We start from the raw sequence: 18,387 nt of genomic DNA, 5'->3' as shown, positions 1-18,387 counted from the left end.
TTTCTCAAAGGTTTCTTATTTTTGTAAGTGCAATATATGTATCAATTAAACTAAAAATAGCAAAGTTAGACTTCACTATTTTTATGATTATTTTGCACTTTTACATAATGTCTTGCTGAATAAGGAAGAAACGCCAGTTCTTTTTCAGTCAATGGTCGCACTTGTTGTACGGGGCTTCCTACATAGAGATAACCGCTTTTTAAGACTTTGCGAGGCGGAACTAAACTTCCTGCACCAATCATCACATCATCTTCAATAATCACGTCATCTAGAATAACGGTGTTGATTCCGACTAAAACACGGTTGCCAATGGTACAGCCATGTAAAGTCACATGGTGTCCAACCGTTACATCTTCACCAATAATCAGAGGTGAGCCATTCGGTTTGGCATCATTTTTATGGCTTACATGTAACATACAATGGTCTTGTACGTTACTGTTTTTGCCAATTTGAATACTATTTACGTCACCACGGATGACTGCAAAAGGCCAGACAGAAACATTTTCAGATAAGCTAACGTCACCAACCACAACAGCCATTTCATCGATATAACATGTTTTATCTACTTGAGGGTGGTGTTCAAGATAAGGACGAATGTTCTTTGCCATAAGTAGTATCAAAATAAAATTTAGTCGAATTATAAAATAAAAAAGCACTCAAGCTAAATAGCATGAGTGCTTAATTCAACTATTCTAAAATTAGAATAAGTTGCTGAAGAATTGCTTGATATGGTCGATTAAACGAGCAAAGAAACCTGCTTCTTCAACTGGCTTTAATGCAACTAACGGCTTTTCAGCAATTACTTTGCCATCTAGGCTAGCAACAAGTTTACCCACAACTTGACCCTTTTGAAGTGGTGCATTTAAGTTAGGTTGAACCACTAACTGAGTTTTAATGCCATCAGCTTTACCTTTAGGCATAGTCACACTAAAGTTTTCAGCCAAACCGACTTGAACTTCATCTTCTTTACCAAACCAAACTTTTGCTTTTGCAAGAACTTGATTGGCTGGTTGAACATTTGCAGTTTCAAAGTTTGCAAAGCCCCAAGCCAGTAACGTACGCGTTTGGTCTGCACGTTCAGACATGCTTGGAGTACCAAAAATCACTGAAATTAAACGCATTGGACCGCGTTTACTTGAAGTAGTTAAACAGTAACCCGCTTCATCTGTATGACCTGTTTTTAAACCATCTACACTTGGGTCAGTGTAAAGCAAGGCATTACGGTTACCTTGTTTAATACCATTAAAAGTAAATTCTTTTTCAGAGTAAATTGGGTAGTATTTTGAACTGTCTTTAATAATATGTTGTGCTAACACAGCCATATCTTTTGCAGTTGAATAGTGGCCTTCAGCTGGCATACCGGTCGAGTTAATAAACTGGGTGTTTACCATGCCGATACGTTTTGCTTCCTGATTCATCATATGAGCAAACGTGCCTTCATTTCCGGCAATATGTTCAGCCATTGCTTTTGATGCATCATTACCTGACTGGATAATAATACCGCGGAGCATTTCTAGAACAGTCGCTGTACCGTTTAAAGGAACATACATACATGATTCAGAACTACTGCCTTTACACCATGCAGACTCGTTCATACGAACCTGCTCATTTTCAGTCAGTTCACCTTTTAATAATTTTTGTTCAATGATGTAACTGGTCATCATTTTTGTCATAGACGCAGGTGCAAGCTTTTCGTTTTCATTTTTAGAAGCGAGAATTTGTCCTGTCTCATAATCCATTAATACATAAGACTTATTATTTAATTCTGGCGGAGCTGATAAGACAGTTGCTGCATAAGAAAAACTTGGTAAGAGGAGTAGTGCAGCAATAGCGCTTTTTCGAGTCATTCTAGGTAATTCCAATATCTTGTATGAAGCAGAAGAGCCTAGCATTTTAGGATAAAGCAAAGCCGACTTCTACGGGAGAAGTCGGCTTTTTCAAACAGTATTGTAACTCAAGAGTTTTTTACTAATTTAGTTTTGCGATTGATATGCTTTCACGTCTTGGCAAACTAATGTGTTTTGTTCATCACCAGCAGCTTTCGCATCGCTACGTGCTTCTTTTAAGTATTTCTTGAAAGCTTTGTCTTTACTGCGTTTTTCTAATGCAGAAACAGCATCAGTTTCATTTGGTAGGTAGTCTTTCACTAAACGTTCATAGCCTTGAGCAAAATCAGCGTCTTTTTTACCAATCAAACTTGGACAAATTTCAGAAAGCACTTGAATTGCAGCTAATTCTTCAGGAGTTGTGCCTTGTTGTGGAGTAACTTCAACAACATTTTCATTTTCGGTTTTCTTTTCAGTTGTTTTCTTCTTATCAGCAGCAAAACCAGCTGTTGCCATGCTCATAAGTAAAACCAAAGAGAGCGATTGAACTAAGCTTTTCTTCATAAACATCGATAACCCAAAATAAAATTTCTAAATATGCCGTTAGCTTAACCAATTTAGAATTTAAAAAAATGGAAAAAATGTATTGTTATGTTGGTTTTCTGCTTAATGGCAAACAGAAAACCCAAAATGAATAAGTCTCTAGATCAAAAAAGAGTAAGATCTATTCTTTATAATTAACGATCTCTTCACAGAGCTCATGTTGCTCATGATGATCCATTTGTTTTGCCGCAAGACGTGCTTCATTTAATAAAGTTTTAAATTCAGCATCGTTTTGTAGAGCCGCTAAGCTCATTGATTTATTTGAATAACCACTTAAATACATCGCAATAATCTTTTGAGCGTTTGACTCAAGTTTTTTATTTGTTCCGACAAAAGCTGGGCAGATTTCCTGCAAAACTTGCGTTGCGGCAATGTCATCTTTAATTAAGCTATCAGCCTCTTGTGTTGAGATATCCTCATCTGCAAAAACCACTTGCGTACACAATGTGATACTGATCCCCAATACCTGAAAAAAAGGAGCGAAAGTTTTCATTTTTTCACAATTTTATAATGCTATGGAGGCATAAATATATATAATTCAACAAATAATTCAATTGTGAAAACCTTTAGGTTTATTTGTAGAGAAAGATTTTAGTGAATATTTTAATTGCGAATGATGACGGTGTTTTTGCGCCAGGTATACAGGCTTTAGCTGAAGCATTAAGACCCCTTGGACGCGTGGTTGTGGTTGCACCAGAAAGTGAAAGAAGTGGTTTCTCAAGTGCATTAACATTGGATCGACCATTACGTCCCATTCAAATTGCCGAAGATGTCTGGGCAGTGAATGGTACACCAGCAGATTGTGTTTATTTATCCATGAATGGGTTGTTTGATTTTGAGTTTGACTTGGTGGTGAGCGGAATCAATAGTGGTGCAAACTTGGGAGATGACGTCTTATATTCGGGAACAGTAGGGGCCGCATTTGAAGGTCGTTTAATGAAACAACCTGCAATTGCCGTGTCTTTAGCTGGACCTGATGTACGTGCTTATAATGATAAAGAAGATTATGCTCAGGCTGCTAAATGGGTACATGATTTTATTGCAAGCGGATTACCAGCTTTGCCTCCGCGACATATCTTTAATATCAATATTCCTGACGTACCGCAGTTAAAAGGGGCGCAGATTACATATCAAGGGCGCCGTGCTCAATCTAAGCCTATTACCAGTCATGTCGATCCGCGCGGACGTCAAGTTTACTGGATTGGACTAGCAGGTGAGGCAGTTACAGATCCGCAACGTGTTTCTAGCCAGATTCAATCTGATTTCTTTGCCGTTGCAAACGGTTATGTAAGTGTTACTCCTATTCAAATGGATGCAACAAATTACGCTGTTTTAGAAGATTTACAGATCAGTTTGAGTCAATAATTCGCCTCGAATGTTATAACTTTGTGAATAAAGAAAAAGAGGAACGTGTTTCCTCTTACTTTTTTGGTACTCTTAGCCGAAATGATTTGTAGCATTTAGTGAGGGAGATCAATGCATTTAATTGGGCAACAAAGCAGAGTGCATATCCAAAAAGACAAAATAATGAAAATTATGTTGTTGTCTGTGGCTGTAGGTTTTACCGTTGCTATGGCAGGGGGTGCTTCTAAACCACAAATTAATAATAGTTCTCGCTATGCAATGGCTCCTAACTATTACACAGTTCGTTCAGGTGATACTTTAAGTGGTATCGCAATGCGTTATGGCCTCGACTATATCAGTATTGCCGAAATGAATGATATTGCTCCGCCATATCGTATTTATGTTAATCAGTCTTTGCGTTTGAAGAAAGGTTCTTCACCAAGAACAGTATCTACGCAAGTCATGGCACAACCTGAGCAAATCAAACGTCAAACCATTGCTCTACCTACCACACAACCTGTTACACCAGTAACTCAGCCTACAACGACCGCGCCGTCAACGAATACGACAGTGACTTCGGTTGCACCAAATTCTAGTTTACGCTGGATAAAACCGAATAATGGGCCAGTGATTCAAGGGTTTAATTTGGCAAATAATGTCAAAGGAATCCGTTATGGTGGAAATCAGGGCGATCCTATTTATGCCGCAGCAGATGGTCAAGTTGTCTACGCAGCTGATGGCTTAAAAGAATACGGCAATCTGGTTTTAATTAAGCATATTGACGGCTATATCAGTGCCTATGCCCACAATAGCAAGATGTTGGTGAAAAGCGGTGATAATGTAACTGCTGGACAAAAAATTGCCGAGATGGGCTCTACAGGGGCTTCTCAGGTCATGCTTGAGTTCCAGATCCGTTTGGATGGAAAACCAATTAATCCTATAAATCTTTTACCAAAATAGCTAATGCATAAAACTTAGGTTTCCTCGTATAATATAATTGGTTGCTTTCATTACAACAATAAGCATTTTTTTATAAATTTAGAATTAGATTTGAGGAAACCTATGTTAGATCAGCTTCGTGCGATGGGTGTTTTTGCTTGTGTGGTTGAAAAAAGTTCATTTAGTGGTGCGGCACGTGAATTAGGAATTACAACAAGTGCGGTGAGCCAGCAGATTCGATCCCTTGAGCATGAAATGGATGTAATTCTATTACATCGCTCCACGCGTAAACTCAGTTTGACAGAAGCCGGACAGGCTTTTTTTTCAAGCTGTCAAGAAATGTTGGCGGCTGCTGAACGGGGGAAAATCAGAATTAATGAGTTGAGGGATGACTTAATTGGGGATTTGCGTATCGCAACTACTCCTGATTTAGCAGTTCAGCACCTCATTCCTGCGTTATCTCACTGGATGTCAGCTCATCGCGGTTTATCAGTGCATTTTGAAGTTGGGCATCGTTATATCGACTTAATCGAAGAGCGAATTGATATTGCAGTGCGCATGAGTTCTACGCCAGTAGAAGAAAGTAGCTCTGTCATTCCGATGGCTTTTGTCGATCAGATTTTAGTAGCTTCTCCAAGTTATCTGAATCAGTCTAGTCCAATTGTGCATCCTAATGATTTAAGAGATCATGAATTATTATCAATTAATGTCATGAATGACGCGCACCATTTCCATTTTCAACATGTAAAAACGGGCGAAACACTTAATGTTGAAATGCAAAGCCGTTTGCAGAGCAATAATTTACAAGTTGCAAAAGCGTTATGTCAGCAAGGACATGGTATTGCAAGAATTTTATATTTAGATGCTCAAAAAGAGTTAAAAAATGGTTCTTTGATTGAACTCATGCCAGATTGGAAATTACCAACTTTTACTTTGTATGCAGAAGTTGCCAAGCATGACCAACAGCCAATGAAAATTCAGCGCTGTGTTGAAGCACTTAAACAATATTTTAGTCAGTTAGCAGGAGGACGAGCGATCCAAATCGTTCGCTAATTTTGCCACTCTAAAAGTAAAAAGGGCCTGTATTGGACAGGCCCTTTTTTATTACTTCTGTTTTAAGGTTGCGACTTCTTCTACACTTTCTTGTGGTAGATCTTCCGCAGTAAGTTCTTCATGCTTCTTAATTTTTTTCTTATTTTTCTTTTTCTTCTTTGGCTCCTCTTCAATTTCTGCGCCATCTTCAATGGCTTGCCAATATTCGAGTTGCTCCATTACAGCAGCATAAATAGAGTGTTTACTGTACTTACCTTTTTTGTCGAGTGTACCGACAGGGCGGGCCATTAGGATTTCAAGCGCTTGATCAATAGTATCAATCGCATGAATATGGAATTGACCACTTTGTACCGCATCAATTACATCTTGGCGTAACATCAAGTGCTGCATGTTTTGACGTGGAATAATGACACCTTGTTTACCAGTTAAACCTTGTAATTTACACGCATCATAGAAGCCTTCAATTTTTGCATTTACACCACCAATTGGTTGAACTTGGCCTAACTGGTTCATAGAACCCGTAATTGCCCAAGATTGATCAATTGGTATTTGGCTAATTGCAGAAATTAATGCAGAAAGCTCGGCAACTGTTGCACTGTCGCCATCTACTTGTCCATAACTTTGTTCAAAGGCTAGAGCAGCAGAGAAATGTAAAATCTGTTCACGACCAAAGTGAGCTTTCAAGAAGCTAGACATGAGCAACACGCCTTTGGCATGCAGTGAACCACCAAGTTCTACACTACGTTCAATATCAAGAATATCGCCGCCGCCTTGATAAACTGATGCAGTCAAACGTGAAGGTAAACCAAACTCAACATCTGCATAGTGAATAACAGAGAGGGCATTGATTTGACCTAAACGATGACCAGAAGTCTCGATTAACTGAGTTCCACGTGACAGATCTTGCCAGTAAAGCTCTCTTAAATAGCCTAAGCGATACTGTCTGTGTTGTAGTGCCAAGTTAATGTGCTGGTCAGTTACAAGCTTTTCATTAGCTTTAAAAGCATGGTGATGTGCTTCCCGAATCAGGTCGCCCAAAGTTGAAGCATGTAATGACAGTGAGCTTTGATCTTCTGCCTGACGACTTGAGTCGGTAAGTAAAGCTGCTAAAGCACTGCGGTCAAACGGAAGTAATTTATCCGCTTGTACATAATCAGCAATTAGCTGCATGTAGGCTTGCTCATTTTCGTCATTACGTTGCAGAGTATCGGTAAAATCTGCACGAATTTTAAAGACACTGCCAAGCTCTGGTTCTACTTCTAAAATTTCATAATAAATCTCAGGCTCTGCCATAAGAACCACTTTAATATCAAGTGGAACCGCAGCAGGTTCTATCGAGATAGAGCCTGTTAATGTCAGCATATGTTCAAGAGAAGAAAGCTTGAGTTGACCTGATTTCAAGGCACGCTTTAAACCTTGCCATGCATAAGGCTGTTCGAGTAATTGCTCGGCCTCAAGCATTAAAAAGCCACCATTCGCTTGATGTAGAGCACCTGGACGAATGAGAGTGAAATCTGTGGTAATTGTACCGTTGTGAGTAAGTTGTTCAACATGACCAAGCAAGTTGTAGTGCGTTGGGAAATCTTCAAAAATAACTGGTGCACCACTGTTTGGTTTGTTTGAGACAATTACATTGGCCTGATATCGTGCAGGCACACGATTGAACATTGCCGGAGCAAAGTCATCTTCTTCTTGCTCTAAAATGAGTTCAACATTATCAATTACATCTTGAGCATATTGTTTTAAATAATCTTCAAGGCCTTTGACTTGACCATATTTATTTAAAATCAAATCCATGCGTGGCTTAACCACTTGAGTCGCGATGTCTCGATTCAACACAGAGACTTTGTCACGTGCGTCATCTTCTAAATCACCTAAATGCAAACCAAGACGCTCGAGCTTTTTATCCATGTAGCGAACATTCGCTGCAATTTCAGCACGTTGCTTAGTATTTAAAGCATCAATTTCTGTTTGGGTGAGTTCTTGCACCTGATCATCTTTTACTTGTACAGGTACAAAGCCATGCTTTTCATTGCGAGAGATGAGTTTTAAATCGAGTTCTTCACCTTCTTTGGTTAACTCGACAAGCGCTTGTTGCTGCTCATCTCCAGTTTCCTCACGGATACGCTCAATACGATTATGATAGGTCTCGGCACTAAAACGGCGTTCAAGCTGTTTTAAAATAATTTGCCAAGTTTGATGAAGGGCATGTTGAAACTTGGTTCCTTGTCCAGCAGGGAAGCGTAAAGCAAGTGGTTGGCGTGCTTGCTTAAAATTATAAACATATACCCAGTCATCTGGAGTAGGCATTGTTTTCGCATGTTGTTGGAGTAAACGCTTAATCATGGTGCGTTTACCCAAGCCTGCTGTTCCTACTGCAAAAATGTTATAGCCAGAGTAGGGTAAAGAAATACCTGCTTCTACCGATGCTTTGGCACGGTCTTGTCCTAAAAAGTTATTAAGCGGTTTTATACGTTTTGTAGAAGCTGGAATTTTTTCAAAATCTGGAATATGTGTAAGTTGTTCGGGTTTTAAGGCTGTTTTATCCAAAGTCATTTTTATATCAGGTTGCTCAAAAGCTGAAGGAAATGCATTTATTGTGACGTTTGTGGTGTTTGTTTTAGCGAGTGATAAAGTTGAGATGGTCACTTGATCAAGTTTTTGTGTCACTGTTGATATCCAGCAAAAGAAAACGAAGGTTGAAGCTTAAAGGTATACAGGTTTAGCATAAAATATCAAGCAAACTTGCCGTTTTTATCGCCAAAACAAAATTGATTGCATAAAGAATCTTGAAAGGAATTGTAAGAAGGGTTTGAATAGGCACATTTATAATTTATGGAAAATAAAAAACGAATGACCACACAAGCTTCGGGTTGGGTCTCGGCTTTTAAAGCATTTTTAGATCGCCGTGCATTAATTATGCTGTTTCTAGGTTTTTCTGCCGGAATTCCGATTTTATTAATTTTCTCTAGTCTCTCTTTATGGCTTGGAGAGGCGGGCATTGATAAAAGTGCAGTCACTTTTTTTAGTTGGGCTGCCCTAGGTTACTCTTTTAAGTTCGTTTGGGCTCCTCTTATCGATGAGTTACCTGTGCCTGTCTTAACTAAAACCTTAGGCCGAAGACGAGCTTGGTTGTTAATTGCACAGTGTTTGATCGTTCTTGCTATTTGTATTATGGCTTTCTCTGATCCTGCTTTAGGTCAAAGTTATCTTATTCAAATGGCGGTAGGTGCTGTATTACTCGGCTTCTCGGCAGCCACCCAAGATATTGTGATTGATGCTTACCGTATTGAATTAGCAGAAACAGAAATGCAAACGGTTTTGGCCTCTACCTATAATGCGGGTTACCGAATTGGCATGATTGTGGCTGGAGCGGGTGCATTATTTCTAGCTGCCCACTTGGGAACTGCTAAAGGTAATTACATTTACGAAGCTTGGAAAACGACTTATTTAACCATGGCAGGCGTTATGTTAGTGGGTATTGTCACGACCCTACTTGTGCGTGAGCCTGTTGTAAATCGAGTTTATAAAAATTATAAGAGTAGTGATTACTACCGTTTGGTTCTCGTATTTTTTATTGCAGTTATTTCATTCGTAGTCACTTATATTTATTCTGGGCAAGTTACCGAGGCCATTTCACAAGCTGGTAATATTAAAGACAGTGCTGCGTTATTTGGTTTGGAAGCTTTAAGATTTTTAACTGCAACTGCTGCTGCGATTTTTGTAGGTTATCTACTCGTTAAAATTGGTGTGGTTAACCAGCAAATGGCGAAAGAGACATGGATTGCACCAATTCTAGATTTCTTTAAACGCTATGGTGCCAAACTCGCATTAGTGTTGTTGCTACTTATTGGTTTCTTCCGTATTTCAGACATTATTGCTGGTGTTATTTCTAATGTGTTCTACCAAGATCTTAACTTCAGTAAAGAGCAAATTGCAGAAGCAGTTAAAATCTATGGGGTACTATTTAGTTTAGTCGGCGGTTTCTTAGGTGGTCTTTTAGCACAGCGCATCAACATTATGAAACTGATGTTTGTCGGTGCTGTTTTGGCTAGCTCTACCAATTTAATTTTTATTGGACTAGTAAAATCTGGTCAGCCATTAGATATGGTAGACGTAAAAGTTGGTGAACATAGCTATCAAGTCAAGCCAGATGAAGTCGGGTTATGGAAGTTAGAAGTACCAAGTTCTGCTTTTAGTGGAACAAAACAAATTGAAGTAAAAGCTGCTTATGCTTCAAATGATGTAGCGCCTGTTACACGTACTCAGCCATTACTGACAACTGAGTCAGCTAAATCGCCTCTACAAATTTTACCCGTTATGGGCAATGATCAGGTCTCACTTAAAGATGGTGAGGGAAGTGTTGTGGTTCGAGGGCAATACTTTGGACAAGCATTAACTCCTACCCAAAAAATTATTATTAGCCTTGATGGGCAAAATTTTGATGCAAAAATGACTGATCAAAAAGGTGTTTTTAGTACAGCCATTGATGCAAAAAAACTAGTGGCATCGACAAGTAAAGAGCTTAACGTAGCTGTAATGGATGGCGAACAAAAAATACTTTCTGCATCTCATTCATATGCTGTTAGCTCAAATCAAGAAGCGGCAAGTGAACTTGATGTGAATATTGAACCGGTAGCTTATATTGATCCGCTTTCTGGTCAATCTGTTGAAGTCAGCGGTAAGGTCATTAAACCATATAGTTCTTTATGGCTTTATTTTGCCATTATTGTCGATAATTTAGCTTCTGGTTTGGCTGGTGCGGCATTTATTGCATTCCTTTCAAGTTTAACGAGTGTCTCATTTACAGCTGTTCAATATGCAATCTTTAGTTCACTCATGACACTTACTCCAAAACTTTTGGGTGGATATTCAGGTACCATAGTCAGTAATATTGGTTACCCAAAGTTCTTTTTGATGACAACTCTTATTGGTATTCCAATCTTGATCTTAGTGGTTTGGGTTGGAAAATTGCTAAGAGATCATCAAACACATGAATCAGAAAAGGCAGGTGAATAAACATGCGAATGCTTCATACAATGTTGCGAGTAGGCAATTTAGAACAATCTTTAAAGTTCTATACCGAAGTATTAGGGATGAAGTTACTTCGTAAGCGTGATTATGAAGAAGGGCGCTTTACACTAGCATTTGTTGGTTACGGTGATGAAGAAACCAATACCGTGCTTGAGCTTACCCATAACTGGGATACATCAAGTTATGATTTAGGCAATGCCTATGGTCACATTGCGATTGGTGTTGACGATGCCTACAAAGCGTGTGCAGAAATTAAAGCACGTGGTGGGAAAGTTGTTCGCGAAGCGGGTCCAATGAAAGGTGGTGTTACCGTGATCGCATTTGTTGAAGATCCAGACGGCTATAAAGTCGAATTGATTCAACAAGATGCTAATGCGACAAATAATTAAAAATTGACTGTGATGCTTTAAGAATTAGTTCTTAAAAGTCTAGCTTTATTTTTTTAGCCCAGTATGATGAAGGCTTGACCAAATGGTCAATTTATCAACTGGGTTTTTTATTTATCTAAAATAATCATAGGATATGGCTATGCTGAAGTTATTGGCGCTTGATCGATTTACAATTTTATTGGTTGGAATGGTACTACTCGCAACATTCTTTCCAGTCAGTGGTCAAGCAGCGCAATATTTCAATACACTGACCACAGTCGCAATTGCAATCTTATTCTTTTTGCATGGTGCGAAACTATCACGTGAGGCTGTAATTGAAGGTATTTTGCATTGGAAAATGCATTTACTGGTCTTCGCATTTACTTTCTTTATTTTCCCTGTGATTGGTCTGTTGGCTAAGCCAATTTTATTACCTCTGTTAGGTCAACAGCTCTACTGGGGTTTTTTATTTATGTGCTTTTTACCCTCTACAGTTCAATCCTCTATTGCATTTACGTCGGTTGCAAAAGGGAACGTGGCGGGAGCGGTGTGCAGTGCATCTTTTTCAAACTTGATTGGTATGTTTATTACGCCAGTATTGGTGAGCTTCTTTATTTTAGGCCAAAGCCAACATGGATTTGACCCGACGACTTCAATTATACAAATTACATTATTACTGTTAGTGCCATTTATTTTAGGTCAATTATTACGTCCTTATATTTTCCCTTATATGGCAAAAGTTCCGAGTATTGTTAAAGCATTCGATCAAGGCTCGATTTTGATGGTGGTGTATGGCGCATTTAGTGGAGCAGTAGTTGCAGGACTTTGGCATCAAGTAAGTTGGAAAACTTTACTCATTCTAACAATTGCGTGTTCAGTGCTCTTAACAGTCATTATGCTATTAGCACTTTACCTACCACGTGCTTTAGGTTTTAACCGAGCAGATCAAGTTACGGTTTTCTTTTGTAGCTCTAAAAAGACCTTGGCAAGTGGTGTTCCGATGGCGCAAATCTTATTTATTGGCCAACCATTAGGCATGATCGTTTTGCCTATTATGATCTTTCACCAAATCCAATTAATGGTGTGTGGCGTGATTGCAAATTACTGGGCTAAATCGAAAGATTAATTCGCAAAAGAAAATTATTTGACGTATAATGCTGCCCACTTGTTGTGCTTAGCTCTAACCCTAGAGGTTTCGGTGGGCCAAAAGAATGGTCTGTTGTGGTGTTGATCTGCTCATTTTGAGCCTGTCCTCAACTTAGTTGAGAGTGATCAATTGCGATGACAGCTTAAGCCTTTCTTCCAATTAGGAGTAATCGACGATGCGCGCCGATATTCACCCAAAATATGAAAAATTAGTTGCAACTTGTTCTTGCGGTAACGTAATCGAAACTCGTTCTGCTTTAGGTAAAGAAACTATCTACCTTGACGTATGTTCAGCTTGCCACCCATTCTACACTGGTAAGCAAAAGAATGTAGACACTGGTGGTCGTATCGACAAATTCAAACAACGTTTTGCTGGTATGTCTCGCTCTATCAAGCGTTAATACTGCAACACGAAACAAAAAACGGGCTTTATGCCCGTTTTTTGTTTTTCAGTACAAGACCATTATTGGTCTTGTACGTCTGTTAATCGATCAAGTTTTTTCTGAAAATATTGACCTTGCAAGAAACGAGCTTCTACATTCCAAGCATTTGCAAATGAGTTCATGTCATTAAGTTCACTCAGTAAAATCCCGACTGGTTTTACAGTCAAATAGTTCAAAACCTTTTCTTGTAAGCGAGCTAGACCATCATCTGAGTTTAACAGCTCTGTTTTCTTCGATTGCAGTTTTAAATATTGAATATCAAGTTGTTGCAATATTGATTCGCTATACATAGAAGAGCTGAAATCCCGAATCGAAATTTCTGCGCCGTATTGACGCAGGCGAGTTATGTGTTGCTGAGCAATTGCAAGATGAGGTTGAATCGCTTGTTCTGAAAATTGTAAAACCAATGGGCTTTCAAGCTTGCTACCAATAATGGTGAGTAGTTTTGAAATCAGCTCAGGGAAGGATTTATCTTTGAGCAAGATATCAATATTCAGGTTAATAATCAGTTTAGCTTTCGGGTACTGAGTAATAAAGTTATGTAGTTGCTTACATGCCTCAACCAAAATCCAGCGATCTAATTGAATAGAAAGTTCACTGTCTTCTCTTAATTCAGCCAAGTCATTTATGTCATACCATTGTTCATCGCTAATAAAACCGCTCGTCACCTCATAGTTATGGGTTTCTTGATCATGTTTATCGTAGATCTGCTGATATTTTAAATGAATTTCACTTCGAGCTAGTTGTTGCTTTAATTGCTGTAATAACGAAGATTGCAAAGGAGTATCGACTTGCTCAAGGCTAAGATCAAGCGATATAGAAGTTTTGACAGGCTCAGGAGCGATAGTCTCGATGGTTGGAGCTAACTCAATTTCTGCCTGCGCCTTAGGTAACTCTTGCTGACTTGTTTGAGCAAGTAAGCTTGTAAAGCTATCTTCATTTAAAGGTTCAGTAATTGGGGCATAGCTCAGCTTAAATTGGATCGAGTAATTAAGCTCATTAATCTTTAATAAATGCTCTTTTTGCAAACTTTGCAGACTAGTCAGTTGGGAGTTAAGGACTGTGCTGTTTTCAGCTTGTAAAACGCCAACATATGCACCAAGTTCGATATTAAAAATCGGCATTTGCGCGTGTTCTTTTAAGAAACTTTGCAGCTGATTAAAATATTGTGCAGGAGTTTGCCAATCTTGTTGAAATACTCGCTCTGGGCACTGATTTAATTTAAATAAAATTAACGCATTGACTTGAGCAGGGTAGGTCGATAGTTGTCGATTAATTTGTTGCCAAGGCGTTTGTACACCATAACTCTTTTCTGAAAAAAGTGTGTTTGCAGGTGTTTTTAAATCTAGTTGATAGTCAATAGTTAGCTGTACGGCATCTTCTTCCTGACTAGGAATAAACTCTAGTTTTAGAGCGTTGTTACCTGCGATTGCTGCATGTTGACTCTGAATTTCAAAACGTGCCTGATCGAATTGGCCTAATGAAATTTTCTTAAATCTTTGTTTAAAAACATTTAAATCATCAGGTTGTAAAACATCTAAAATCGGTAGACCAAGAATCTCGTCTTCTTGCTTAAATCCAAAAAGATTGAGGTATTCTGTATTTGCCTTAACATGCATCCCTTCTTGAAAAAGGGCAACAGCTTTATGGCTATTGTTGACCAATGTTTGTGTATGGGAGTGAATTGTTTCTAACTCATTTGTCAGGCGTTGTTCAGTCTGCAATAAGTGGCTATACGACAAGGTCCGAATAAGAGTGATATAAAAATAATCTAATGGTTCTAATGGAACTACATCATAGATACCTTTTTGAATATAAGTCTGATATTGCTGAGGCTGATAATCTTCAGGTTGTAATAATAAAACAGGTAAATTTGGCTGCTCAGATGCTTGAATGAGGGAGAGAGTTTGTTCAATTTTTAGGTCATAAGCACGACCAAAAATAATAGCATCCCACGGCGTATTTAACTGTTTTTCAAAACTTTTTAAATCATCAAGTAATAATGCCTGAACTTGATAATCATTCCCCAATAATAAATTTAAAATCTGGTTATAACGTAGCTGGTTGTCATCAATAATGAGTAAACGTGTTTCAGTACGTTTTAACTTTTTAGATAATAAAGAGTTTCTCACTTTAGTGCTTCCCATAAATCTTGAGTGCTAGAGTTATTACCCTTTTTCATCATGAACTGATCAAGCAGACCTTGTTGCTGCTCATTTAAAAGTTCGAAATGAAATTGAATAAAACTTTGCGTAATGAGTTGTGCTTTGAGTAGATACACTTTGATTTCTTCTGTCCCCAATCGTAAATGAATTGTTTGTTGCTCTCTAAAAATTTGAGAGCCCGGTAAAATAAGCGTATTTTGTATTTCTTCTAGATTGTGTGTTTGTAGTAATAGTGCGGGATGATAATTGCGAGTATGGCGCTCAGCTTGAATATGCACTGAACAAGGGAACATGGCTTGTGACAAAATCTCTAAACCTAACTCTAAGGATTTTTCGGTCGATTGTTTAATCCAGCGAATTACACCGCCACGCCATTGTCCATGCAAAGTTTCTTTAACTAAAATGTATTCACCAGTTCTTAAGTTTTTCGGTGCTTCGCCAGACCATTTAATACGATATCCATTAACACTAATATCGAGAACGGTGGTTTGATAAATGGTTTTACTCTCACGACTCAAGCGTTGATAAGAGCTGGTTTGTTGTTCTTTTTTCTCTAAGTTGGATAAAACTTTAGCTTCGCTTTGTAAGTTATAGTTATGGTTAAGCTGTAGCGTTTCTTCAAAGTTTTTTGCTTTTGACAGATAGAAATGGGCAGTGCTTAAACCAAAACAAATTTGAAGCTCTGCATTGTACTCATAACGTTCATGACGACGTTGAGCCGTGGTTCCTAAAATCGTTTGAACATGAAACTTTAAAGCAGGGCTTAAATAAAACTTTTCATTCTTAGAAATATATTGAGCATTTTTATGCATGGTTGCAGTGACATGCTCAAGTAAAGCTTGCGTACCGATGAAGATGCTTGGGTTAAAGTTAGAGCTACGCTTTGTATTATAAACAGGTGGATGGTCTTTATTTGGATCGACCACATATTTCGTTAACGCGGTATCTTTCGGCAAAATATGAATCATTCTTGCCCAGTCAAAACTACATTGAAATAATGCCTGAATTTCTGACTGACGAATCTGGTTGGTATTTAAAATATCCAGCAAAATCAGCTGAGCATAAGCTTGTGTAATATTCGCTAAAGGGTGTTGTATGCCCTGAATATGATTGATATTGATGAGATGGTATTTGTATTGAACTGCGGTTTCATACAGCTGATGCGCTATTAACCATTGGCCTTTAAGAGGCTCGCTATAAAGCATATGCTGCTGATAGAGGAGATTGGTTAATTGTTGCAGGGCATGAAACGTCGATAAGATACGCGCCGTTTGCAAATTCTTTTTTTGCTTATAGGCAAAGAGTGAAAACTTTTGATGCTGTAGTTGCTCATGACTATTTTGTGCAATATTTAGATAAATACTGGCGAAATAGCAGCGGAGCAACATCGCTAGTTCAATAATGTGCTCATTACGATCTGTACTAATCACGCCTTGGTTAAAGAAGTTTTTCTCTAGGCTGGCGAGTACATTGTTAATGGTCGGATGAAGCGTTTGTATGAGGTCGAAACGTAAGGTTTCACTACATTTTAATTCATTGAGCTCTAAAATGGCTGTGAATAATGCTTTTGACGTATCACCGAGTTGCATAATAGAAAGGGTAGTGACCCATTCATTAAGATCTTTAATATTGGCTTCACAAAAGCTTAACCGTTCACGAGAGAGTTCGGTTTGATTGTGAAAAATGTCCGACAGCGCATTATTCATCATCACTTATTATATAACTCAAAAAGTTGTAGCCCCCAAAAGCGGTGTTTTATTCTTTTCGCCCGCAATTTCCCTGACGAGTTTAGGAACCAAATACCCCGGTAGGTTCGCTAACACGTCACGATAGATATCATCTATCTCGGATGATTCTAAATCAAAATGTTGTGCACCTTTTACTTTATCTAAAACATGTAAGTAATAAGGCATAACGCGAGCTTCAAATAAACGATAACTTAAATCAATTAACGTCTGTGCAGAGTCATTGACACCCTTAAGCAATACTGCCTGATTTAGTACAGTAATGTGATGGTCAGATAACTGCAACAATTTTGAACAAGTAAAGTCATCGAGTTCAGAAGCATGGTTTGAGTGTACCACCAGAACTATACGCAGCCTACTGTTTTTTAATAAAGAAATTAGCTCTTCGTCGATCCGGTTAGGAATAACAATTGGGACTCGTGAGTGAATTCTCAGAATCTGGATTTGTTTGAGAGATGATAGGCGTTCTAACCAAAGTGCTAATTTACGGTTAGAAAGCGTAAGCGGGTCACCACCACTCAAAATGATCTCGTTAATGTTCGGGTTTGCTTCAATATAGTTTTTAATATTTAGCCAATCTTCATTTTTTGGCAAATTTTCTTGATAGGGGAAATGACGACGGAAGCAATAACGGCAATGTACGGCGCAAGCACCAGTCAAGGTTAATAAAAAACGCGATTTATATTTATGTAATACACCCGGTAATTGATTTGCTGCTTCTTCGCCTAATGGGTCAGTCACAAACTCAGGATGTTCTTCGAGTTCTAAATGATGGGGTAATACTTGTAGCAAAAGCGGGTCAAGCGGGTTTTTAGCGTTCATTTTTCCGACGAACGCACGAGGAACACGCAATTTAAACTTTTCAGAAGCCAGAATCGCACCCGATAATAGCTGTTCTGAGGATAACTCGAGTAGGCTTAGCAATTCCGAAGGATCAGTAATAAGGTCACTCAGTTGAGATTGCCAGTTTTGCTCTTGGTATAAATAGTTTATCATTTGACACGATTAAGATAATGCAACAACGCATTATATCGCATAGTTGACTTGTTAAGTTTGGAGTGTGCCTTTCATGGCCTATTATTCTACAAATGATTTCAAAGCAGGCCTTAAGGTTATGCTTGATGGTAACCAATGTTCAATCATGGAAAACGAATATGTAAAACCAGGTAAAGGTCAAGCGTTCAACCGTGTAAAATTACGTAACCTTAAAACCGGTAAAGTATTAGAAAAAACTTTCAAATCAGGTGACTCTTTAGAAGCAGCTGACATCGTTGAAGTTGAAATGGAATACCTATACAACGATGGTGAAATGTGGAACTTCATGGATCCTGTATCTTTTGAGCAAATCGCGGCAGACAAAATTGCTATGGGCGATGCTGCTAAATGGTTAAAAGACGATTCAAATGAAAAATGTACAATTATGTTGTTCAACGGCGTACCTTTAACAGTAAGCCCACCGAACTTCGTTGTATTGAAAATTGTTGAAACTGATCCGGGCGTACGTGGTGATACTTCTGGCGGCGGCGGTAAACCAGCTAAGCTTGAAACAGGTGCGGTTGTTCGTGTTCCGTTATTTGTTCAGCAAGAAGAAAGCGTTCGTGTAGATACTCGTACTGGCGATTATTTAGAGCGTGCATAATAGTTAAAAAATACACTATTATCGAAGGGATGATGTAAATCATCCCTTTTTTTATGCGAAAGTATAAGAGGAAAAAAGAAAA

Annotated in this window: 16 protein-coding genes; 8 read left to right on the top strand and 8 right to left on the bottom strand. The window is 38.5% G+C overall.

Annotation, left to right across the window (positions count from 1 at the left end):
- Positions 1-65: 65 nt before the first annotated feature.
- The 4 genes from J690_RS11175 to J690_RS11160 form a co-directional block, all read right to left on the bottom strand.
- The gene (locus tag J690_RS11175; protein ID WP_032035857.1) at positions 66-608 is read right to left on the bottom strand and encodes a gamma carbonic anhydrase family protein; all 543 of its coding nucleotides are present in this window, start codon (positions 606-608) and stop codon (positions 66-68) included.
- A 90-nt stretch (positions 609-698) separates the two neighbouring features.
- The gene (gene dacC / locus J690_RS11170) at positions 699-1,847 is read right to left on the bottom strand and encodes a D-alanyl-D-alanine carboxypeptidase PBP5/6 (RefSeq protein WP_002118558.1); all 1,149 of its coding nucleotides are present in this window, start codon (positions 1,845-1,847) and stop codon (positions 699-701) included.
- A gap of 126 nt (positions 1,848-1,973) precedes the next feature.
- Positions 1,974-2,396, bottom strand: a complete 423-nt coding sequence (locus J690_RS11165) for an MCR_0457 family protein (protein WP_002118406.1) — start codon at positions 2,394-2,396, stop codon at positions 1,974-1,976.
- Between the two features lie 154 nt (positions 2,397-2,550).
- Positions 2,551-2,922, bottom strand: coding sequence for an MCR_0457 family protein (locus tag J690_RS11160; RefSeq protein ID WP_032035856.1), 372 nt, complete (start codon positions 2,920-2,922; stop codon positions 2,551-2,553).
- A 101-nt stretch (positions 2,923-3,023) separates the two neighbouring features.
- On the opposite strand from J690_RS11160, the gene surE reads away from it, so the two are divergent.
- The 3 genes from surE to J690_RS11145 all read left to right on the top strand — a co-directional run bounded on the left by surE (position 3,024) and on the right by J690_RS11145 (position 5,765).
- On the top strand, positions 3,024-3,794 hold the full coding sequence (gene surE / locus J690_RS11155) for a 5'/3'-nucleotidase SurE (protein WP_017387263.1): 771 nt from the start codon (positions 3,024-3,026) through the stop codon (positions 3,792-3,794).
- Positions 3,795-3,905: 111 nt separating this feature from the next.
- A complete protein-coding gene (locus tag J690_RS11150) occupies positions 3,906-4,733 on the top strand; it encodes a peptidoglycan DD-metalloendopeptidase family protein (protein ID WP_031968531.1) in 828 nt (275 codons plus the stop codon).
- 102 nt (positions 4,734-4,835) lie between these two features.
- On the top strand, positions 4,836-5,765 hold the full coding sequence (locus J690_RS11145; protein ID WP_002118686.1) for a LysR family transcriptional regulator: 930 nt from the start codon (positions 4,836-4,838) through the stop codon (positions 5,763-5,765).
- A 51-nt stretch (positions 5,766-5,816) separates the two neighbouring features.
- Here the strand turns inward: J690_RS11145 and J690_RS11140 are convergent, their stop codons facing one another.
- A complete protein-coding gene (locus tag J690_RS11140) occupies positions 5,817-8,435 on the bottom strand; it encodes a Lon protease family protein (RefSeq protein WP_005067989.1) in 2,619 nt (872 codons plus the stop codon).
- 165 nt (positions 8,436-8,600) lie between these two features.
- On the opposite strand from J690_RS11140, the gene J690_RS11135 reads away from it, so the two are divergent.
- The 4 genes from J690_RS11135 (at position 8,601) to rpmE (ending at position 12,714) form a co-directional block, all read left to right on the top strand.
- A complete protein-coding gene (locus J690_RS11135; RefSeq protein ID WP_081405135.1) occupies positions 8,601-10,784 on the top strand; it encodes an AmpG family muropeptide MFS transporter in 2,184 nt (727 codons plus the stop codon).
- 2 nt (positions 10,785-10,786) lie between these two features.
- The gene (gloA, locus tag J690_RS11130; RefSeq protein WP_032035854.1) at positions 10,787-11,188 is read left to right on the top strand and encodes a lactoylglutathione lyase; all 402 of its coding nucleotides are present in this window, start codon (positions 10,787-10,789) and stop codon (positions 11,186-11,188) included.
- Between the two features lie 133 nt (positions 11,189-11,321).
- Positions 11,322-12,293 (top strand): bile acid:sodium symporter family protein, encoded by a 972-nt coding sequence (locus J690_RS11125; protein WP_081309613.1) that lies wholly within the window; start codon positions 11,322-11,324, stop codon positions 12,291-12,293.
- A 196-nt stretch (positions 12,294-12,489) separates the two neighbouring features.
- Entirely contained in the window at positions 12,490-12,714 is a 225-nt protein-coding gene (rpmE, locus tag J690_RS11120) for a 50S ribosomal protein L31 (RefSeq protein WP_001200845.1), read from the top strand.
- Positions 12,715-12,776: 62 nt separating this feature from the next.
- On the opposite strand, the gene J690_RS11115 is transcribed toward rpmE, so the two are convergent.
- Genes J690_RS11115 through epmB form a run of 3 tightly spaced genes read right to left on the bottom strand, consistent with a single transcriptional unit; the run spans position 12,777 to position 17,662 of the window.
- On the bottom strand, positions 12,777-14,888 hold the full coding sequence (locus J690_RS11115) for an EAL domain-containing protein (protein ID WP_081405142.1): 2,112 nt from the start codon (positions 14,886-14,888) through the stop codon (positions 12,777-12,779).
- A complete protein-coding gene (locus J690_RS11110; RefSeq protein ID WP_032035846.1) occupies positions 14,885-16,630 on the bottom strand; it encodes a hypothetical protein in 1,746 nt (581 codons plus the stop codon). The genes J690_RS11115 and J690_RS11110 overlap by 4 nt, the downstream gene beginning before the upstream one ends.
- 15 nt (positions 16,631-16,645) lie before the next feature.
- Complete coding sequence (epmB, locus tag J690_RS11105; RefSeq protein ID WP_032035844.1) at positions 16,646-17,662, bottom strand: EF-P beta-lysylation protein EpmB; 1,017 nt, start codon at positions 17,660-17,662, stop codon at positions 16,646-16,648.
- A gap of 73 nt (positions 17,663-17,735) precedes the next feature.
- Here epmB and efp point away from each other — a divergent pair, with 73 nt between their 5' ends.
- A complete protein-coding gene (gene efp, locus J690_RS11100) occupies positions 17,736-18,305 on the top strand; it encodes an elongation factor P (protein ID WP_032035842.1) in 570 nt (189 codons plus the stop codon).
- Positions 18,306-18,387 lie beyond the last annotated feature (82 nt).

The sequence above is a fragment of the Acinetobacter sp. 742879 genome, assembly GCF_000588535.1.
In the GTDB taxonomy this organism is placed as follows: domain Bacteria; phylum Pseudomonadota; class Gammaproteobacteria; order Pseudomonadales; family Moraxellaceae; genus Acinetobacter; species Acinetobacter pittii.
The sequence above is the reverse complement of the archived record's forward strand: the minus strand, read 5'-3'. Positions and strand labels throughout refer to the sequence as shown.

Excerpts from the sequence above, each read along its gene's own strand:
- J690_RS11175 (WP_032035857.1), bottom strand. The coding sequence starts at position 608 with ATGGCAAAGAACATTCGTCCTTATCTTGAACACCACCCTCAAGTAGAT.
- dacC (WP_002118558.1), bottom strand. The coding sequence starts at position 1,847 with ATGACTCGAAAAAGCGCTATTGCTGCACTACTCCTCTTACCAAGTTTT.
- J690_RS11165 (WP_002118406.1), bottom strand. The coding sequence starts at position 2,396 with ATGTTTATGAAGAAAAGCTTAGTTCAATCGCTCTCTTTGGTTTTACTT.
- J690_RS11160 (WP_032035856.1), bottom strand. The coding sequence starts at position 2,922 with ATGAAAACTTTCGCTCCTTTTTTTCAGGTATTGGGGATCAGTATCACA.
- J690_RS11150 (WP_031968531.1), top strand. The coding sequence starts at position 3,906 with ATGCATTTAATTGGGCAACAAAGCAGAGTGCATATCCAAAAAGACAAA.
- J690_RS11145 (WP_002118686.1), top strand. The coding sequence starts at position 4,836 with ATGTTAGATCAGCTTCGTGCGATGGGTGTTTTTGCTTGTGTGGTTGAA.
- J690_RS11135 (WP_081405135.1), top strand. The coding sequence starts at position 8,601 with ATGGAAAATAAAAAACGAATGACCACACAAGCTTCGGGTTGGGTCTCG.
- gloA (WP_032035854.1), top strand. The coding sequence starts at position 10,787 with ATGCGAATGCTTCATACAATGTTGCGAGTAGGCAATTTAGAACAATCT.
- J690_RS11125 (WP_081309613.1), top strand. The coding sequence starts at position 11,322 with ATGGCTATGCTGAAGTTATTGGCGCTTGATCGATTTACAATTTTATTG.
- rpmE (WP_001200845.1), top strand. The coding sequence starts at position 12,490 with ATGCGCGCCGATATTCACCCAAAATATGAAAAATTAGTTGCAACTTGT.
- J690_RS11110 (WP_032035846.1), bottom strand. The coding sequence starts at position 16,630 with ATGATGAATAATGCGCTGTCGGACATTTTTCACAATCAAACCGAACTC.
- epmB (WP_032035844.1), bottom strand. The coding sequence starts at position 17,662 with ATGATAAACTATTTATACCAAGAGCAAAACTGGCAATCTCAACTGAGT.
- efp (WP_032035842.1), top strand. The coding sequence starts at position 17,736 with ATGGCCTATTATTCTACAAATGATTTCAAAGCAGGCCTTAAGGTTATG.